The 20,508-nt window shown below is 42.0% G+C and carries 11 protein-coding genes; 1 reads left to right on the forward strand and 10 read right to left on the reverse strand.

Annotated elements, in window-relative coordinates:
* Positions 1-3: 3 nt before the first annotated feature.
* The 10 genes from OLM56_RS09995 to OLM56_RS10040 form a co-directional block, all read right to left on the reverse strand.
* Positions 4-3,168, reverse strand: coding sequence for an efflux RND transporter permease subunit (locus OLM56_RS09995; RefSeq protein ID WP_264526861.1), 3,165 nt, complete (start codon positions 3,166-3,168; stop codon positions 4-6).
* Between the two features lie 11 nt (positions 3,169-3,179).
* Entirely contained in the window at positions 3,180-4,322 is a 1,143-nt protein-coding gene (locus tag OLM56_RS10000; protein ID WP_182493781.1) for an efflux RND transporter periplasmic adaptor subunit, read from the reverse strand.
* 437 nt (positions 4,323-4,759) lie between these two features.
* Complete coding sequence (locus OLM56_RS10005) at positions 4,760-5,362, reverse strand: TetR/AcrR family transcriptional regulator (RefSeq protein WP_121376587.1); 603 nt, start codon at positions 5,360-5,362, stop codon at positions 4,760-4,762.
* A 184-nt stretch (positions 5,363-5,546) separates the two neighbouring features.
* Entirely contained in the window at positions 5,547-6,314 is a 768-nt protein-coding gene (locus OLM56_RS10010; RefSeq protein ID WP_264526862.1) for a glycoside hydrolase family 16 protein, read from the reverse strand.
* A gap of 10 nt (positions 6,315-6,324) precedes the next feature.
* Positions 6,325-8,619 (reverse strand): beta-glucosidase BglX, encoded by a 2,295-nt coding sequence (bglX, locus tag OLM56_RS10015; protein ID WP_264526863.1) that lies wholly within the window; start codon positions 8,617-8,619, stop codon positions 6,325-6,327.
* Positions 8,620-8,706: 87 nt separating this feature from the next.
* Positions 8,707-10,353, reverse strand: coding sequence for a glycoside hydrolase family 16 protein (locus OLM56_RS10020; RefSeq protein WP_264526864.1), 1,647 nt, complete (start codon positions 10,351-10,353; stop codon positions 8,707-8,709).
* Between the two features lie 5 nt (positions 10,354-10,358).
* The gene (locus OLM56_RS10025; protein WP_264526865.1) at positions 10,359-11,915 is read right to left on the reverse strand and encodes a hypothetical protein; all 1,557 of its coding nucleotides are present in this window, start codon (positions 11,913-11,915) and stop codon (positions 10,359-10,361) included.
* A gap of 12 nt (positions 11,916-11,927) precedes the next feature.
* Entirely contained in the window at positions 11,928-13,403 is a 1,476-nt protein-coding gene (locus tag OLM56_RS10030) for a RagB/SusD family nutrient uptake outer membrane protein (RefSeq protein ID WP_121376582.1), read from the reverse strand.
* Positions 13,404-13,415: 12 nt separating this feature from the next.
* Positions 13,416-16,481, reverse strand: a complete 3,066-nt coding sequence (locus OLM56_RS10035) for a SusC/RagA family TonB-linked outer membrane protein (RefSeq protein ID WP_182493776.1) — start codon at positions 16,479-16,481, stop codon at positions 13,416-13,418.
* A gap of 251 nt (positions 16,482-16,732) precedes the next feature.
* On the reverse strand, positions 16,733-19,534 hold the full coding sequence (locus OLM56_RS10040; protein ID WP_274485857.1) for a triple tyrosine motif-containing protein: 2,802 nt from the start codon (positions 19,532-19,534) through the stop codon (positions 16,733-16,735).
* 137 nt (positions 19,535-19,671) lie between these two features.
* On the opposite strand from OLM56_RS10040, the gene OLM56_RS10045 reads away from it, so the two are divergent.
* Positions 19,672-20,103 (forward strand): hypothetical protein, encoded by a 432-nt coding sequence (locus OLM56_RS10045; RefSeq protein WP_264526866.1) that lies wholly within the window; start codon positions 19,672-19,674, stop codon positions 20,101-20,103.
* The last annotated feature ends 405 nt before the right edge of the window (positions 20,104-20,508 follow it).

The raw sequence follows: 20,508 nt of genomic DNA on the forward strand, positions 1-20,508 counted from the left end.
TTTTTATTTTTCTTCGTTATGGATTACGGCAATTGGTTTTCCACTAACTTTTTCTTGTAAATATTGGAATATTATGAATAATACCGGGATTATAAACAGTCCTAGGATTACTCCTGAAAGCATACCTCCTGCAGCACCAATACTGATGGAATGGTTACCTTGGGCAGATGGCCCTGTGGCACTCATCATCGGAATCAGTCCTACGACGAAGGCTAGCGAGGTCATGATAATTGGTCGCAGACGTAGCTTGGCGGCGTCGATGGATGCCTTGCCTAGCGCTTGGCCGGATCTTCGTTTTTGTACTGCAAATTCTACGATCAGGATGGCATTCTTGGCGAGCAGTCCGATAAGCATGACGAGCGCTACTTGTACGTAAATGTTATTTTGGATGCCTGTCAAACCGATGGCTGCAAATACTCCAAAGATTCCGGTTGGGATGGAAAGGATTACTGCTAACGGCAGGATGTAGCTTTCGTACTGTGCTGCAAGTAGGAAATAGATGAATATCAGACAGAGTAGGAAAATCGTTGTTGATTGTCCTCCAGAAGAAATTTCTTCACGGGTTTGTCCTGAAAATTCATAACTATAACCAGCTGGCAATTGCTGTGCCGCTACTTCTTCAATTGCTTTAATAGCATCTCCAGAACTAAAACCTGGTTTTGGAATGGCGTTGATTGAAATGGAGTTGAACAGGTTGTATCGTGAAGCGGTTTCGGAACCGTAAATACGGGTTAGTTTCACCAGGGTATTTATCGGAACCATTTCGCCATTTTTGTTTTTTACGAATACGCGATCAATGGTCGATGGGTCTGCTCTGTCGGCGATATCTGCTTGTACTACTACTCGGTAGTATTTTCCGAATCTGTTGAAATCGGAGGCTTGGGCACTACCAAAATAGGCTTGCATGGTTTGCAATATGTCTTTTACTTTTACGCCTAATTGGTCTGCTTTTTCATCGTTGATGTCTAATTGCAATTGTGGATAATCGGCTTTAAAAGAGGTGAAGGCTACTGCAATTTCTGGGCGTTTCATTAGTTCTCCGATGAAGTTTTGCGAGATGCCGCTAAATTTATCGAGCTTGCCGCCTGTTTTGTCTTGCAATACTACATCTAGGGCTTCTACGTTACTGAATCCGGGTACGGTTGGGAAACTGAATACGAAGAAACTTCCTCCTGAAATGGCGCCTAATTTGCCTTGAACCTGACCCATTATTTCGTCTATATTTTTAACGTCTCCACGTTCTTCATTTGGTTTTAGCAATACGAAAACAACTGCTGAAGAGGGGCTTGTAGAGTTTGTCAATAGGTTGAAACCTGAGATCGCGGTTACAAATCGTGATGATTCTAAGCCTTTTAGCATGTTTTCGGCTTCTGTCATTACTTTTTGGGTTCCGTCAAGGGATGTTCCTGAAGGGGTGTTTACTGCAATGGCGATAAATCCTTGGTCTTCTGTCGGGATAAATCCTGTTGGAGTTCTGTTGACCATAATGACTGTTGCAACGGTAATCAATGCTAAACCGCCTAAACTTACCCATTTGTGACGGATTAGGAATTTAAGTCCGCCTACATAACGATTGGTTAAAGAGTTAAAGCTGGTATTGAATGCGTTGAAGAATTTTTGCTTGAATCCTGGTTTTGTGTATGGTTCTTCTCCGTCGTGTGCTGTATGGTTTTCTTTTAAGAATAGGGCAGCAAGGGCAGGGCTTAATGTCAAGGCGTTTATTGCCGAGATTACGATGGCGATTGCCATTGTAAAGGCAAACTGACGGTAGAATACTCCTGTGGAACCTTCCATGAAACCTACGGGTAGGAATACGGCGGCCATTACTAGGGTAATCGAGATAATAGCGCCTGTAATTTCGTGCATGGCTTCGTGTGTTGCTACTTTTGGAGACAGGTGTTTGTGTTCCATTTTGGCATGCACGGCCTCGACGACGACAATGGCATCATCGACCACGATACCGATCGCTAGGATCAAGGCGAAAAGTGTCAATAGGTTGATGGAGAATCCAAATAGCTGCATGAAGAAGAATGTTCCTAGAATGGCTACTGGTACTGCAATTGCTGGAATCAGGGTCGATCTAAAGTCTTGAAGGAAAAGGAAAACTACAATAAATACGAGTATAAATGCTTCTAATAGGGTGTGTTCAACTTGTTCAATTGATTGGTCTAATGATACTTTTGTACTGTAAAATATGTTGTGTTTTATTTCTTTTGGGAAATCTTTGGATGCTTTGACCATCAATTTGTTGATGGCTACCTGAATATCGTTTGAGTTGGAACCTGCTAATTGGATGATACCGATTACGACTCCTTTATTACCATTTAAACGCGTTAAACTGTTGTAAGAATAAGCACCAAGTTCCACTCTGGCTACGTCTTTTAGGCGAAGGATAGAACCGTCGGCATTGGAACGGATGGCAATGTTTTGGTAGTCTTCTGGCTTGGTTAGCTTTCCTTTGTATTTGATAACGTATTCGAAAACTTCTTTGCTTCGTTCTCCAAATTTACCTGGCGCGGCTTCTAAGCTTTTGTCTTGAATCGCAGCCATTACTTCGGTTGGCGTTACGTTGTAGGTTGCCATTTGTGTTGGGTTTAACCAAACACGCATGGAATAGTCTTTTGTACCTCCAAAGATGGAAGCGGAACCGACTCCAGGAATACGCTTGATTTCTGGAATGATGTTGATTTGCGCATAGTTGGCAACAAAGGTTTGGTCGTATTTGGCTTCGTCTTCGGTATACATACCGATGGCCATGATAAAACTGTTTTGTTGTTTTGCGGTAATAACGCCTTGTTGTACTACTTCTGCTGGCAGCTGGCTCGTGGCTTGTGCTACTCTGTTCTGCACGTTAACGGCTGCTTGGTCGGCATCGGTACCTAGTTTAAAGAAAACGGTAATGGCTAGGGTACCGTCGTTACTGGCAGTCGAGCTCATGTATGTCATGTTTTCGACACCGTTGATGGATTCTTCTAGCGATGGTGCTACCGAACGCAAAACGGTTTCGGCATTGGCTCCAGGATAGACTGCGGTTACCAATACGGATGGGGGCGCAATGTCTGGAAACTGTTGTAGGGGCAATTTTGTAAGTCCTAGTACGCCTAATATCACCAATAAAATGGATATAACTGTGGCTAATACAGGTCTCTGTATGAATATTTTGAACATTTTTCGTGAAATTATTTTTTGTTAATTACTTGAGCAATCTTAGTGGATTTTTCAGGTTGGATTGCCTGGCCTTCTTGAAGTTTGTCGATACCGCTTAATACAATTTGATCGCCTGATTTTACGCCGTCTTTGATAAGATAGTTTGTACCGCTTTTGCCTATGATTGTAATTGGTGCTTTGGTTACTTTGTTTTCTTTGTTTACGGTAAACACGAAAACTTTGTCTTGCATTTCAATGGTTGCGGACTGTGGGACTAGAATGGCATCGTTGTGTTTGATTCCTAAACGGACTCTTCCTGTGTTTCCAGAACGCAAGGTTCCGTTTGCATTAGGGAAGGTAGCACGAAGCGTGATAGCTCCTGTGTTTTTGTCGAATTGGCCGTCTACCATATCAATTTTTCCGGTTTGAGCATAGGCGTTGTTGTCTGCTAATATTAGGGAAACTGGTGGCAGAGTTTTGATCTTATCATTGATTGTGTTTCCTGAGTATTGTGCTTTGAAGTTGATGAAATCTGTTTCTCCAAGTGAGAAATAGGCATAGACTTCGTGTACGTCAGAAAGTTTTGTCAAAGGCTCGATATCGGCTGGCGAAACTAGGCTTCCTTGTTTTTTTGGAAGTCTTCCAATGTAACCGCTAACTGGGGCAGTGATTGTAGTATAGCCTAAGTTGATTTTTGCTGAACCTACCATTGCTTTTGCTTGGTCTAAATTGGCTGAAGCGATTCTGTGTGATGCTTTAGCTGTTTTTAATTGGTATTCTGAAACGACTTTGTTTTGAACTAATGGTGTTAGTTTGTCAATTTCTAATTGGGCATTGATCAAAGCGGCTTCGGCTCCGTGAAGGCTAGCAAGGGCGTTGTTTAGTTGCTCGCGATATGGCTGCTCGTTTATTTTGAATAGGGGCTGTCCTTTAGAAACGAAAGCACCTTCGTCTACGAATATCTTTTCTAGGTTGCCGCTTACTTGTGGACGGATTTCTACGTCAACGGTTCCTTGGATAGAAGCTGGATATTCTGAATCTGTGGTTGCATTTTCGCTTTGGATGGCGTATACTGGCAATGTTGGAGCAGGAGCTGCGGCTTGTTGCGCGGCTTTATCGGAGCATCCTATTAGTACAACAGCGAGTACTAGGCTGGTTAGAATTATATTTTTCATTTTTTTTTGACTTTTGAATTTGTTGAACATTTTGATTGATTCTTGGTTTTTGTTGCGATACATTTTTGTAAGTGATTTAAATAGGACCGGCTATTTTAAAAGCTGGTGTTTTTACTTTCTTTTTGTTTTATAAACCATTTTATATCATTTTGTGAAGTGTTTCTTCTGGGAAACAGGATCACGACTACGAACCCGCTACATTGTCATAAGTATTAGTTTGTTCTTAATCATTGTAAAAAATTATAATTAAACCTTATTAAATTATCTAACATCGTTAAGTAATAAGACGAAAAAATGTATAGATTTGCTGGCTTATCTATTTGTTATAGATTAGCATTAAATTATTTATCACTGTTAAGTATCGGGTTAAAAAAAAGGTGATACTTTATATTATTGTTATTAAATCATTTATCAGCGTTAAGTAAAAGTCAAAAAAATTAGGCTTCTACCACTTGAATTGATTTAATGATTCCTCCGATTGCATCCTTAAGTATCTGGTTATTGATACTTGATGCCAGCCCATTGCCTACAATATTGATTGAAATCAGTCCGTGGATTACTGAGAAAAAAGTGAAATACTTTTGTTTTATGACATCGTCTGTCGGCTTTTGTCCTTTCATCAATTCGGCAATTGCTTCCGTAAATAGTTTGAAAGGGACTTCTGCTTCTGGAACGCGCTGCATACAGCAGGTCATTTCGACACCAAACATTACCTGATAGAGTTCTTTGTCTTCGAAAGCAAAATTCCAATACGCCATCCACATTTCTTCCAGCTGTTCGGCCGGATCTGCTGATATGGTTTTTGCTTTTTCAAGATTTGTTGACAGGCACACGAACCCTTTTTTGGTGAGTTCATGTAGTATGGCTTCTTTGTTTGAAAAGTATTCGTAAATGATTGGGGCGGTATATTCGATGCGGTCTGCGATTTTTCGCATGCTCAAACCTTGCCATCCTTCTTCTTTCACAATATAATAGGCAGCATCCAGGATGTTATGCCTGGTCTCTTCTTTTTGTCTTAAAATTCGATCTTTGCTTGCCATTTTTTGTATAGTATTAAATTGTTTAACACCGTTAAGCAAAATTACAGCTTTTTTATAATACGAACCAAATGCATCATCAAATTTTCTTATGGAACTATAAAGGGTATAGAATTTCTATATAAAAAAACAATCGCAGGAAACGAATTCCCTGCGATTGCTACTAACTCAAAACCTGAACAAAAAATTATTTGTTCGAATATACTCGAACATAATCGATGATAAATTCTTGTGGAAAAATGGAATCGTCTACTTCTGGACCGCCAAAGTTTCCTCCAACGGCTACATTTAGGATGAAATAGAAAGGTTGGTTGAACGGCCAAACGTCTTCGGTCTTGTCTTTTGGATTGAAAGTAAAGACGAGGGTGCCGTCTACATAAAAATCCATTTTTTCTTTGGTCCAATCTACGCCGTAGGTATGGAAGCCTTCTTCGATATTCTCGAATTTGGTCTTGTGCGAACTGGCTTTGTCGCCGTGATTGGCTTGGGTATGGAGTGTCGTGAACACCATATCGGGTTCTTTTCCGATGTATTCTAGGATATCAATCTCGCCGCTTTTTGGCCATCCGACTTGTTTGATATTGGAGCCTAACATCCAAAATGCTGGCCAGATTCCTTGTCCAACCGGAAGCTTGGCGCGTGTTTCCATATAGCCGTATTTGAATTCTTTTTTTCCGGCCGTTGTGATGCGGGTAGAGGTGTATTTACTATCGTCTTTTTTTACGGTAATGACCAGTTTGCCATCGACCAACTTATGGTTTTCAGTGGTATAGATCTGGCGTTCGTTGTTTCCCCAGCCGCAGATGTTCGGGCAGCCGTCGCCGAGCTCATAATTCCACGTTTTTTCGTTTAGTTTATTGCCGTCGAAGCTTTCTTCCCAAAGGAGCTTTCCTTTTTTGACCTGGCCGAAAACGGAACAGCTTGTAAGCAGTAGTAGGATTGCAGTTTTTTTCATACGTCTTTTTTTAGTTGGAATAGTTAAAGTCTGCCTGAAGGGTTGCTGTAGAACTGCCACCGACAAATAGCTGGAAATCTCCGGCTTCTGCTTCCCAGATCTTGTTGGCAGAATAGAATTCGATGGTTTTTTCGTCGATTGTAAAGGAAACGGTTTTTGTCTGTCCGGCTTTTATTTCGGCCAGTTCAAAGCCTTTTAATTCTCTTACTGGGCGCGTTACGCTAGCGACCAAATCTCGGATGTATAATTGCACGACTTCTTTTCCGTCGACACTGCTGGTGTTTTTTACATCTACAGTGACTTTAATTTTTCCGTTTTTCTGTAATGATTTGGTATCGAGCTTTAGGTTGGAATATTCAAAAGTTGAATAACTCAGTCCATGTCCGAAAGGGTATAGGGGCGTATTTTCGATGTCGGTATAATGCGACCAGAAAACGCTTTCTGGATTGTCTGTCGAAGGTCTTCCTGTATTCTTGTAGTTGTAGTAGATTGGCACTTGTCCTACATTTCTAGGGAAAGTCATCGGCAGCTTGCCGCTAGGGTTGTAATCTCCGTATAGTACTTGTGCAATGGCGTGTCCGCTTTGGGTTCCTAAATGCCAGGCTTCAACAATGGCAGGAATGTTTTTTGCTGCCCACGGAATGGCTAATGGACGTCCGTTTTGCAAGACGAGCACTATATTTGGATTGGCTTTGTATACGGCTTCAAGGAGTTCTTGTTGTACGCCAGGGAGCGTAATGTCGCTTCGGCTTCTTCCTTCGCCGGTCTGCAGTCCGTGTTCGCCTAGTACCATAATGACTACATCGGCTTGTTTTGCGGCCGCGATGGCTTTGTCAAAACTGCTTTTGTCGGTCGTATTTATTTTTGTTTCTACCATAAATCTAGGTTCTCCTAGAGCTACATCGGCACCTTTTTCATAGGTAATTTGGTTTCCTTTGTACGCTGCCATACCTTCTAAAAAAGAAATAGCGGTATTGTCGTCGGCACCAATTCTCCAGCTTCCTAACGGGCTGGTCTTGTCGTTGGCTAGGGCTCCGATTACGGCGATTTTCTGTCCTGATTTTTTAAGCGGCAGGAGCTTGTTTTCGTTTTTCAGAAGTACGATAGATTTTTTTGCCATATCTAAAACACCGTCTTGAAATTCTTTTTTCCCGATGTTTTGTTTTTCGCGGTTTTCGTCGCAGTATTTATAGGGATTGTCAAAAAGACCTAATTCAAATTTTACTTTTAGGATTCTTCGGACGGCATCATTGATTTTGTCTTCGGAAACTTTGCCTTCTTTTACTAATGTTACAAGGTGGTTTAGGTAGCCGTAGGATTCCATGTCCATGTCAGAGCCTGCGTTTGCGGCTTTCATGGCGGCATCCTTCATATCTTTGGCATAGCCGTGTGCAATCATTTCGCCCATAGAGCCCCAATCGGAAACGACGAAGCCGTCGAATTTCCATTCGCCTTTGAGCAGGTTTCTTTGAAGGTAGGCGTTTCCAGTAGCAGGAATTCCTTCTAATTCGTTAAAAGAGTTCATGAAAGTAAGCACGCCTGCATCGACTGTAGCTTTGAAAGGAGGAAGGATGATATTGTGCAAGGTGTTGTCGCTGATATCGACTGTGTTGTAATCGCGTCCGGATTCTGCAAAACCGTATCCTGCAAAGTGTTTGGTGCAGGCTGCGATGTGAAATTCATCGAGCTTGTCGCCTTGAAATCCTTTGACTCTTGCGATAGCGATTTGGCTTCCTAGGTAGGGATCTTCACCAGCGCCTTCCATCACGCGTCCCCAGCGGGCATCTCTGGAGATATCTACCATTGGGGCAAACGTCCAGTTCAATCCGGAGACGGCAGCTTCGGCTGCGGCAATTTCTGCTGATTTTTTTATGGCTTCGAGATCCCATGAAGCGGCTTCTGCCAAGGGGATAGGGCTGACTGTCTTATAGCCGTGAACGACATCGAATCCGAAGATAAGCGGAATTCCTAGTCGGGTTTCTTCTACGGCAATTTTTTGCAGTGCTCGTACGTCTTTGACACCGCGGACATTCAGCATGGAGCCTACTAATCCTTTTTTTAGGTTTTCGTATTTTTTTGCAGCTTGTCCGTCTTTAGGAACGGGACCGGTGACATCCCAAAAGCCGTTGTATTGGTTCATCTGACCCACTTTTTCTTCTAGGGTCATCAGTTTTAATACGGAATCTACTTTTCGGTCTATGGGAAGCTTGTCTTTTCCTGCGAAATTGCTTTGTCTGGAACTGCTGCATCCGATGGCAAAAACCAACGCGGCGGCAACTCCGTATCGTATCGTAGTATATTTCATTCTTGCTGTTTCGAAATTTTATAAAAAGCCAATAATCAAGAAGGCTAGCCAGGCTAGCCTCCTTAATTAGAAGCGAAAGAGTTGGATTTATTGGTAGACTCTTACGTAATCAATTTCCATTGCGGACTGCGTGAATCCAGGTGCTACTGTTCCTCCGAACGTTCCGCCCATGGCCACATTCAATATCAAGAAGAAATTGCTATTGTATGGTGTGGAAGGGGAGTTTACATAGGAATGGAAAGCAGGCTGGTCGTCTATATAAAACTTGATCGATGTAGGGCTCCAAATGGCTTTGTAGACATGGAATTCTGACGAGACATTGCTGGCTGTCGTGGTTCCGCTGTCTGCATTTCCGCCTGAACGGCCAGGATAGTGGAGCGTTCCGTGAATGGTATTTGGTTCGTTGCCTTTGTGTTCCATGATATCAATTTCTCCGCAGGCTGGCCAAGGGTTTGTGGCATAGTTTTCTCCTAATGCCCATATCGCAGGCCATGTTCCGCCGCCAGATGGCAGCTTGGCTTTTACTTCAATCTTGCCGTATTTGAATTCGAATTTGTTTTCTGTAACCAAACGGGCAGAGGTATAGTTGGAACCAGAGAAGCTTTCTGCTTTTGCAATGATTTTTAATACGCCGTTTTGAACAATCGCATTGTCGGCTCTGTCGGTATAGTGTTGCAACTCGCTGTTGCCCCATCCGCCAGCGCCAAGGTTGTACGACCATTTTGTAGGATCTGGAGCGCCGTCTACTTCAAATTCATCATTCCATATCATGTTGGTATAGTCAGGCTCATTGCCTCCTTGAACAGGCGGCTGGTTGCTGAAGGTATGGTACCATGCCAAGGCAGGATTGCCACCCATTACAGCTCTTACTACCAGCTTGCTGTCTGTAAGTTCTAAAATTTCGTAAGTGCTTTGTCCGATATAGTAGCCCATAAAGCCATTGTCTGAAAAGGTCATAGCGGTACCACGTTTTTTGTCTGCTGGTACTAAGGATTCGCTAGGGCTCAAGGCAACTGTCTTAACGCCGCTAGTATTGTAGTTCAAGCAAAGGTCAGAGCTTCCTGAACCGCCGCCTACACCTAAGAATGCTGAATTGAAGAATGTTTTTCCTCCATTGTCTAATTCAAATTTCAATACGCCGTTTTCTATGAAAAATTTCAGTTCGTTGTCGTAAAGACAGCTGCTGTCTGGCGATCCTGCTTTTTCGAATGGAGTTGCTGCATAGTAGTTAGGGTAGAAGTTTTTGGTGACGTCGCCGTCGTTTTGTCCTACGCCTAAATGGCCTGGCTGTGCTGCAGCCCAGTACCATGTTTTGGAGCTTCCGTTGGTAAGCAGTGTTATGGCTTCTGGATCGGAGAAGTTACTGAAAACGGTTACTTCAAATGAAGTGTTGCTGGCTGTTCCGCCTTTTCCAAACGCAATGACGGTTACGATATAGGTGTTTACGCCATTTTTGGTAAAGGTTTTTGTATACACGCCTCCTGGTGCATTTTGGGAAGTGGCATCGCTGAACAGGTATTTGAAGTTTACTGCATTTTCGGCAGTTGCTTTCAATATCACTTTTCCTGAACCGTCGCCGTCGGGATGTTCTGCATCTTTGCCGACAATTTCATATTCCAATTGGATGTTCTTTGGGGCATCGAGATTGCCAAAGGTCTTATCGTCTTCTTGGCAGCTGCTGACCATGAATAGGAGCAGGGCTAGTTTTCCGAAGTTTTTTAGTATGTTTTTCATCACTTTTAATTTGAAAGTTTGACGTCATCGAAATAGTAGCTTGCTCCGGTTCCGTTGGTTCCGAAATCAAAGAAGAGGACTACGTTCTGATACGCATTGTTGTTGTTTATTCCTGTAAAGTCATAAGTCAGTTCTTCCCATCCGTTCGCGACGGTAGTGGTTACAGAGATTTCTCTGTTGATACCTGTATTGGCTGAATTTTCTAGTTTTAGAAGTACTGGTATTCCGGCTTGTGGCGACCATACTTTGATTTTTATTTTATGATAGACAGAGAAGTCGATCGGTTCCGTAAGCGTGATAGCAGTTCCTGCCCAAACTTCTGAACCGGAATTCTTTACTACTCTGGCTACATTGGCTGTCGTATTGATTCCTGTGGCATCAGGATTGGCTACTTTTGAAGCAAATGCGCCTCCAAAGTCACCAAAGCCGTAATTGATGGATGCTGATTCGAATGTCAGCGGCAAGGTTTTAGGCTCGTCGCCATTAGTCAGGTAGATATCGTCGAAGTAGTACGTAGCACCATTTCCTGGGTTTCCAAAATCGAAGAAAAGAACGACTTTTGAATAGGACTGTGATAAGTTGGCTCCTGAGAAATCATACGTAAGGTATTGCCATGCGTTAGCGACCGTTGTTGTTTGGTCTACTTCGGCATTTATTCCGGCATCGGTAAGGTTTTCAAGTTTTAGCTTTACGACAGTTCCGATTTGCGGCGACCATACCTTGATTCTGATTTTGTTTAAGGTCGAAAAGTCAATCGGACTGTCAAGAACCATGATAGTTCCGCCCCAAGTTTCGGCTCCGTTGTTTTTTACCAATCTTCCCACTTTTGAACTTAGGTTGATTCCAGAAATATCAGGATTATTAACCTTACTTGTGCTTACATTTCCGAAATCGGAAAACGAATAGTTTAATGCTGCATTTTCAAACGTCAGCGGCATTAAGATCGGGTTAGAGATTACAACGTTTTGAGTATAGGTGGTCGTTGCCGCACCTCCGCTATACGCTACAACTGTTACGACATACGTTCCAGTGTTGGCGTAGGTATGCGCGACAGGAGTGCCACCTTGCATAAATGGTATCGGTTCTTGCGCCGGATCTTCTCCAAACGTCACTTCAAAGAATGTTTCGAAGTCTGCCGAAGCGGTCACGTTGATAGAGAAAGAATCTCCAACAACAGGACTGATTGTTACAGCCAAGTTTTCTGGAGCCCTGAAAGCAACAGTCAGTGGAAGCACGACTTCGCTAGTCAATCCGTTGATTGCGGTGGCTACAATTTTTACATCGTATTGGCCTTCGGCGTAGATGTGCTCTACGGTTCTTCCAACGGCTACTTCTGCAGGTTCTGCCGTAGCATCGCCAAAATAGACGTCGTATTTTACTAGTCCTTCGCCTCTAGGGGCTATTGTTACCCGACCAGAGTTGTCTTGCGTGATGGTAAACAATGCAGACAGGTTGGAAGGAGCAGGGGCATTCGTAACCGAATCAAGGCTTGTATCGTCGCTGGAACATCCTATGAGGAAAGCCAGCAGGAATAAGCTGATTATTGATTGTATTTTTTTCATATATCTTAAATTTTAATATCCAGGGTTTTGTTGCCAATTTCCAGCTGAAAACTGAATTTCTTCAATCGGAATAGGGAATAGTTCGTTTTTATCAGCAGTAAAGCCGTCGATTTCAATAGCGGCTCTTCCGGTTCGTACCAAGTCAAAGAAACGGTGTCCTTCTCCTAGAAGTTCTCTTCTTCTTTCTTCCCAGATCAAAGAGGTAAGGGTGGCTCCAGTTCCGTTGATGTCGTGGTTGGTATCTCCAAAAGCACGTCTTCTTACTTGGTTTAGGTAGAATCTAGCTTTAGTGTCATCGATACCGCCTCTGTTGAAGGCTTCGGCAGCCATCAATAATACGTCTGCATAGCGGATCGCCCTGTAGTTGTTCGGATTCGTCAAGTTCAAGTCACCTGCAGCGTTCGCACTTCTTGTTCTTGGAATATATTTTTTGTTGAAAAAGCCAGTATGCTTGTAGCCTACGCCATAGGTAGCGCCAGTTGCTGTAGCCCAAGCCGCGATATCTAGGATGGCAACATCTTTTCTAAGATCGCCTGCTTCGTAGATGTCTACTGCTTCTTGAGTCGGAACGTTAAAGCTGTATCCTGAAGAAAATCTTGGTCCAGAATAGTTTCTAGGTCCGTTGAATCCTACGGCAACGTTTCCTTCGCTGCATTGAAGACATCCGAATCCAGCACCTTCGATATCGGTGTATTGTACTTCAAGTACCGATTCTACGCCGTTTTCTTCAGCAACTTCAAAAAGAGTGTCGTAATTTGTAACTAATGAATAGCCTCCAGTTACGGTAATCAGGTTTTCTAGAGTTTGTGCCGCCAAGTCAAATTTGTCTTGGTATAGGTATACTTTTCCAAGCAATGCTTGCGCTGCACCTTTAGTAACACGTCCTACTTGTGGAGCGTTAGGACTTAAGTCGGCAATAGCTAAGATCAGATCATTTTCGATAGATGCGTATACTTCGGCTTTAGAAGATCTAGGAATCGTTTTTTCGTCGCCTAATTTGAATCGGGCATCTTGTTTCATCGGAATACCACCGAACCATTTTACTAATTCAAATTGGAAATAGGCTCTTAAGAAACGGGCTTCGGCAATGATTTGTGGTTTGTTAGCGAAATTGGTCTTGTCTTTGAACTCCATGATGTAGCTGGCTCTGTTGACTCCGGCAAACATCCAGTCCCAAACGTTTTTTACGTTGGCGTTTACCGGCGTGTGGATCATTTCGTCTACTTGCTGGAAACCGATAACGTCATTGGCGCTTTCTCCACCTGATAAGGTATTGTCTGAAGCGATTTCGCCTAACAATACGTTGACATAGGTAGATTGCAGGATATCATAGGCAGCGACCAAGGCATTATAGTACTCTTGTTCGTTGTTAAAGTAATTGTCTGCTCCGATCGAATAAGGAACTTCCCTATCGATGAAATCGTCTCCGCAGGAAACGGTTGTCAAGAGCGTCAGTGCCATGAAGGCTGTGATTATATTCTTTTTCATTTTTGTCTTGAATTAAAAATTAACATTTACGCCAAACATATAGGTTCTCGGAATCGGATAGAATCCGTTATCCACACCGCCGCCAATAGGATTTCCATTGGATGCTCCTGGGTCATAGCCTTTATATTTTGTGAAAGTGTAAAGATTGTTTACTCCTGTGTAGATTCTCACTTTGGTAATTCCTGCTTTTTCTGTGAAAGAAGGGTTTAGCGTATAGCCTAATTGTACGTTTTGGATTCTTAGGTACGAAGCATCTTCTACGAAATAATCTGAGAATATGTTGTTGGCCGTAGCTGCTGTCGTAACTCTAGGAACACTGTTGGAAGTACCTTCGCCTGTCCATCTGCCTAACATGTAGTTGGATCTGTTAACGTCGTTTTGAGTTCTTTCATAGGCTCTTACCATGTCGTTTCCGATAGAAGCGAAGGCATAGGCTGTGAAATCAAATCCTTTGTAGTTCAGGTTGATGTTCAATCCCATGGTTACATCTGGAATAGGACTTCCGATGTCAGTTCTATCGCTAGTATCGATTTTGTTGTCTCCATTGACATCTACAAAGCGCAGGTCGCCTGGTTTTGCTTCAGCGCCTAAAGCGGATTGCGAAGGATGTGCATCGACTTCGGCTTGGTTTTGGAAAATTCCGTTGGTTTTGTATCCGAAGAAATAGCCCATTTCATGTCCGACCTGCATTCTAGAAGTAATCGTGCTTGTTCCGAATAAACCGCCTTCGATAAATCCGGTACCGTTATTAACTTCGATCACTTCGTTTTTCAATGTCGTAACGTTATAGTTTACGTTGAATGAAAAGTTGTCAGACAGTTGTTCTTTATAGTTGATGGCAAATTCAAAACCTTTGTTTCTAACGCTTCCTGCATTGACTACTGGCGAAGAGCCTCCAGGAGCAGCAATTCCAGTGATAGCACTAATCGGAACGTCTACGATCAAAAGGTCTTTTCGGGTATCGATAAAATAATCGGTAGCGATTTCAACTTTGTCGTTGAACAGTCTGAAATCCAAACCTACGTCGAATTTTTTAGCTTCTTCCCATTTTACATCTGGGTTGGCTAATAATCCGATTGCATTTCCATTGACAAGCTGTCCGTTAAAGATATAGGTAGCTTCACCTCCTAGCAAGGAGATATAGGCATTTGATTTAATTTGGTCGTTTCCAAGGCTTCCGTAGCTTCCTCTTAATTTTAGGAAATTGATGAATTTAGATTCTCCAAAGAAGCTTTCGTCTGATATTACCCATCCCGCTGTGAAGGAAGGGAAGTAGGCCACGCGGTTGGAAGGTCCGAATTTAGTTGACATATCGCGTCTGATCATGGCAGACAACAGGTATCTTCCTTTATAATCGTACTGTAATCTTCCGAAATGTGATAATCTTCTTTCATCATAAGCGTAAGATCCTGCTGCTTTTCGGTCTACATATCCTGTAGTTAATGAAATGTCGGCAAATTCCCATGAGTTGTTCGGAACGTCAAAACCAGTTGCATTCAGTCCGTTACCATATTCTTTGAATACGGTCGTACCTGCTGTTACAGCAAAGTTGTGGTCTTCTGCCAGCGTTTTTTTGTAGGTCGCAAACAAGTCGAACGTGTAGCTGTTGTCGTTGATGGCGTTTTGGTCTACGCTGCTTCTCGGGTTGTTGAATACTTTTCCTTCGCCGTAATACACCAGCTTGTTAAACGTTTTTCCTTCGCTGTTAGAGGTTTCAAAACCAATACGTCCGGTTACTGTCAAGTCTTTGATGACATCATATTCCAACGCAAAGGAACCGCTTAATCGCTTAAGGTTATAGGTGTTGAAGGTGTTGGCAATCTGCTCTAGCGGGTTGATGATTTCAAAACCGATGTTGCTACCTGGAGTATTCACATCACCGCTTGGCAAAACGGTATAGTTTCCGTTTTGGTCATAAGGTTTGAATATAGAAGGTGTGTTGATGGCATTAAACAATACCGATCCTAAAGCATTTTCGTTAAAAGTCCTTGAGCTTGTATATAAATACATCACGTTTGCTTTGGCTCTTAATTTGTCTGTCAAGTCAGCATTTAAGTTCAAACGTGCCGTATTTCTCAAGAAATTTGATTTATAGCCGCCAATGATACCGCCTTGGTCTAAATGTGATCCGCTGATGGTATAGGTCACTTTATCCGAACCGCCGCTTGCAGAAAGGTCATGGCTTACGATCGGCACGCCAGTATCGAAAACCTCATCTTGCCAGTCGGTTCCTTTGCCTAGTCCGGCTACATTTGGGAACGGAAGCGCATTTCCTGCATTAGCATAGCTTTCGTTCAATAACAGCGCATATTCCGTAGCATTTAACAACGGTAACTTTCTGCTTGTTTCTTGCGAACCGATGTACGTATTATAGGAAATTCTTGTTTTTGAGTTTTTCTTTCCTGTTTTTGTCGTAATCAAGATCACACCGTTGGCACCAATGGTTCCGTAGATAGCCGCTTGCGCGTCTTTTAATACGGTAAGGCTTTCGATATCATTCGGATTCAGCAATCCTATATCTTTTATGATATTGCCGTCTACTATAAAGGTAGGCCTGTTTTCACCGTTGGTAGCGATACCTCTGATTCTTACGTCAAGATTACCGCCTGGTCTACCAGACTGAGTCGTTACATTGACTCCAGAAACGGTTCCTTGCAGCGCCTGCTCGATTTTTATAGGACGAAGCTGTTCTAGATTCTTGCTGCTTACGATCCCTACGGCTCCGGTTACTTCTCTTTTGGTTTGGCTTCCGTATCCGATCACTACAACTTCTTCTAGCGATTCGGCATCAGGACTCAATCCTATAGAGATGGTTTCGTTCTTAGTTACCTTAAATTCATAATTAGAGAATCCAACGTAACTAAATACTAAAGTAGCACCCGATGGAACGCCTGAGATCTTAAAATTTCCATCTAGATCTGCTATTGTTTGTAATGTTCCGTTTTTTACGGAAACAGTCGCTCCAGGCAATGGCAGGCCTGTTTGAGCTTCAGTTACTTTACCGCCAATTTCATATTCCTGCGCATAGCAGAAAGAAGAAATCAGGATGAAAGCAATGAGGAAAAAGTTTGACTTCATATAATTTGTTTTTTGTGATATCTAAAATTAGAAGTCTTGTTTGAGAATATGAGAAATACAACCACAACAAAAAATATACAATTCAAAAAAAAATGGCTTAAATTTTATTATTCATAAAAAAAGCGAGCATTAACAGTAATTTAAGAGATTTTTAAAGTTTTGCTAACACTCTCTAAGTAAGCTCAAGAAATCCAATTACAACGTTGTTGTTGTGGTGTTGTATAGGTAGATTTGCTTAATGTTGTGGTTTGTTATATCGAAAGTATGTACTCGACAAGGCCTTCTTCGTGGGATAAATCCATTTTTTTACGCAAACGATATCGTTTTATCTCTACACTTCGTACAGAAATGTTAAGCAGAGGAGCAATTTCTTTGGAAGAAAGATTCAATCGCAAATAGGCACAAAGCCTCAAGTCATTAGGTGTTAACGACGGATGCAGATTCTTCACTTTTTTAAGAAAATCCTTGTCAGCATTGTTAAAAGCGTCCTTGAAAATATTCCACGTGTCTTCTTCGCTGATATTCTTGTTGATGGTCGTGATGACTGACTTGATGTTTCTATTTCCTTCTTCAGAATTTTTCTTCAAATCTTCCTTGATCATGCTCAACAATTCGTTCTTTTTGATAAGACTCATGGTCGATGCCGCCAGCTCACGGTTCTTGCTTTCGAAGTCTTGTTCCAATTGCTGGTTTTTGATTTTCATCAGTTCCTGTTCTGTTTCCAGTTCTTTGATCTCGAGCAGACGGTTGTTTTCTTCAATCAGCTTTTCTTTTTGCTGGTGGTAGTAATTTTTATAGGCTCTGTTGATAAAATACGCCATTACCAAGAAAATGATGATGTAGATGATAACTGCCATCGTCGTTCGGTACCAAGGCTTTAGGATGGTGAATGTATAGGAAATCGTATTTTCTGAAAGCGCATTTCCGATTTTAGCACGGACTTTAAATGTATAGTCGCCTGGCGGAAGGTTTTTAAAGTTTACGGTAGGCTTGTTGCTCCATTCGCTCCAGGTTTCCTGATAATTTTCAAGAAGGTATTGGTATTCGGCATTGATGTATTTGTTGAATTCCGGTACAGTATACGAAAAAGTAATGTTGTTGTCGGCAAATTTAAAATCAGAATGCCCCGCGATTGCTGCATAGCGAAGGCTCTCATTGGATTTGTTGACTGAAATGCTCGACATCGAAATCTTGTACTTGTTGAATTTAAGATCGTCGATGTTGATGGTATAATAACCGTCTGTTGTCCCGATCAAGTAGATGGAATTGGATATCTGCGTAATATTTTCATACCCCAGCATCGAATTGGTAAGCGATGACGGAATCGGGATGATATTGTGCTTGAGCTGTGAGCTTAATTTTCCATACGAGAAATAATTGATGTAGTTTTTGGTAAAAAACCATAGTCTGTTTGAGTTATCGACCATCAGCTTCCCTGACGTATAGCTGTCTTTCTCAAAAACACGGCTTAAGGTCGTATCTTTTTCAAACTGCTTGGTCTTTGGGTCTAGCTTAAAGATGCCGTATTTATAAGAATAATAGATGCTGCCGTTGAATTTCGTGAGTCCGGCATTTTTTCCTTTTGTCGGATATTTATACGTGATGAACTTGTCTGTCTTTCGCAAGTCGGAATCCAGCTGAAAGCGGAAAACGCCTTTGTATTCATGGCTTACGTAGACTTCTAAGTTCTTTGTAATCTCAAAGTATTTCGAAGAATAGTCGAAACCAGAGATTTTATTACGGAAAGCCCATTGCCCATTTTTATTTTCTAAAACCGAAACGCCATAATAATTTCCTTGCAATAACAAATCTTCGCGGCCGGGAACAGTCTCGAATTTCCAGGTTCCTGAAATAGTAAAAAGAGAACTGACGGTATTGCCGTTGACAATAAACGTACCCGAATCATGGCCGCAGAACAAGGTCCCTTTGTGTGAATAGAGCGTCCAGACCTGTCCTTTGGTGCCGTTTATGAACTTGAAATCTTCAGGCGATTCGTAGGTTTTATAAAACAATCCTTGGTTAGTACCCACAAACAATTTGCCGTCATGGAGAATCGATGTATAAACAGTGCCCAGAATTCCAGTATCGTCCGAAAAGGAACGTACGGGAGAATTTAGGTTGATGCAGTTGATGCCGTTATCAAGGCCGATCCAAAGGTTTTTGTCATAATCTTCAAAAATCGACAAGGCTGTATTGTTGCTCAAGCCTTTGTTTTGGGTAATATGATAGAGCATCTTTCCTTCTTTGGAAATGATAAAGATGCCGTTAGAAACGCTGCCTAGAGCAAAACTGCCGTCAGATAAAATCTGGCTGCTGTAGATACTGCTCGTAGATAAGTCCGCGTCTGCTTCTGTATGCCATTTGACTGGCGTGTTGTTGAAGAAGGTATAAAAGCCGTTGAATTGTGTCTGCAACAACAATCCGCCGTTTCTTGAAAAGATATTTACAATTTTGTTCTTTAGGATGATAGGATCGTTAGAAATCAGCTTGCCTTCGCCGTTTTCAATCTCAAACAGCCCTTCGGTATAGGTTTGGTAATAAATAGCATCGTTGGCCTTAAAAGCCCTTGAGATAGCACCTTTTGGAGTAATGATCTTAAACTTTGAAGTCTTGGTATCGTATAAAAAAATCTGGTTTAGCGATTGAAAAATGACCCATTGATCGTAATCGATGATGTTCCAGATCTGCTCGTCGTCCAACATCTTGTCAATGATAGGCTTGCTCAGCGACGTATATTTCAAAAGACCATCCTTTTGTCTTTTCCAATAGCCGAACTCCATATAACAGCCCGTATAGATCCTGTCATTGATGAATTTTGCCGAACGGATGATGGTCTCGTTTGGCGACGGATAGAGCTTCCAGTCGGCTCCGTTAAATTCTAAAAGCCCTTCATTGTTGGCAAAATAAACAAACTGGCTGTTGTCTTGGGTAATCATCCAGTTTTGGTTGCCGGCTCCATAACTGTTGGAACCGTATTTTAGGATAGGAGGCAGTTCTTGCGAAAATCCTAAAAAACAGCAAAATAGCAATAGTATGAGTATTTTTTTAGACAAGGTCGGGTAGGGATTAGGTTCTTAAGTGCTACGAATATACGATTTGAAATGAAAACTTTGCAAGGCAGATTTCAATGTATTGCGGGTTTATCACAATTTTTACGCTAATTTTTAGTTATAATCCCAAAGAATATACTATGAGAAAGATTAAAATTTTGATGGGTGTGCTGGCTATGGCAAGCTTATCATTGGCTTCTTGCAGTTCTAGCGATGATGAGTTTGAAAGAACGATTGTCGGCAAATGGAACTACAACAAGACAATCGTCACAGCTCAAGGAGGCACTCCGGTAGACCAAAGCTATACGGGTCATGAAAACGGCTGTGAAAAAGACCATGTAGAATTTGTTGAAGGCGGTGTTTTTAGGAATGTACTGCTAAACAAAGACCAAAACAATAACTGCGTGGAAGATGCCACCCAATCGAATTGGACAAAGAATGGCGCAACGCTTACGATAGGCGCCGATACCTATGAGGTAACCAAGCTGAACGGCTCAGAATTGCGGTATGAAAATACGGTCAATCTCGAAGGCGTTCCTGTTAAGGTAGTTAAAGTCTTTACAAAAAACTAAAAAACTGGATAACGAGCTTGAGATTTGGCCGTTCTAGTTATGCATTAAAAAACCTGAAGTACGACTTCAGGTTTTTTTTGTGCGCTTTTATGCGGTGTAGCTATACTATGAGTAAGCTTGTAAGCGTACCAAGTTGCTAGGCAAGGCTATGCTAGAAGCAAGTCAAAGTATACCTATATGTTGGGCAAAGTCATCCAAGGGGTAGATCAAAGTATGCCTACGTAGTGAGCCAGGTTATCCTAGGGGCAGGGCAAAGTATGCCTAAATATAGATCAAGGTTATCCATGAGGTAAAGCAAAGTATACTTAGGTAGAGAGCAAGGTCTTATTAGATACAAGTCAAGGTATTTCAAGAAAATGCTAAAGCAAGTTTCGTGATAAGTTGCCATAATTCGATTTTGCTGTC

Origin of the sequence: Flavobacterium sp. N2550 (genome assembly GCF_025947265.1) — a bacterium.
Lineage (GTDB): Bacteria > Bacteroidota > Bacteroidia > Flavobacteriales > Flavobacteriaceae > Flavobacterium > Flavobacterium endophyticum.

Excerpts from the sequence above, each read along its gene's own strand:
- bglX (WP_264526863.1), bottom strand. The coding sequence starts at position 8,619 with ATGAAATATACTACGATACGATACGGAGTTGCCGCCGCGTTGGTTTTT.
- OLM56_RS10035 (WP_182493776.1), bottom strand. The coding sequence starts at position 16,481 with ATGAAGTCAAACTTTTTCCTCATTGCTTTCATCCTGATTTCTTCTTTC.
- OLM56_RS09995 (WP_264526861.1), bottom strand. The coding sequence starts at position 3,168 with ATGTTCAAAATATTCATACAGAGACCTGTATTAGCCACAGTTATATCC.
- OLM56_RS10030 (WP_121376582.1), bottom strand. The coding sequence starts at position 13,403 with ATGAAAAAGAATATAATCACAGCCTTCATGGCACTGACGCTCTTGACA.
- OLM56_RS10005 (WP_121376587.1), bottom strand. The coding sequence starts at position 5,362 with ATGGCAAGCAAAGATCGAATTTTAAGACAAAAAGAAGAGACCAGGCAT.
- OLM56_RS10020 (WP_264526864.1), bottom strand. The coding sequence starts at position 10,353 with ATGAAAAACATACTAAAAAACTTCGGAAAACTAGCCCTGCTCCTATTC.
- OLM56_RS10045 (WP_264526866.1), top strand. The coding sequence starts at position 19,672 with ATGAGAAAGATTAAAATTTTGATGGGTGTGCTGGCTATGGCAAGCTTA.
- OLM56_RS10000 (WP_182493781.1), bottom strand. The coding sequence starts at position 4,322 with ATGAAAAATATAATTCTAACCAGCCTAGTACTCGCTGTTGTACTAATA.
- OLM56_RS10010 (WP_264526862.1), bottom strand. The coding sequence starts at position 6,314 with ATGAAAAAAACTGCAATCCTACTACTGCTTACAAGCTGTTCCGTTTTC.
- OLM56_RS10025 (WP_264526865.1), bottom strand. The coding sequence starts at position 11,915 with ATGAAAAAAATACAATCAATAATCAGCTTATTCCTGCTGGCTTTCCTC.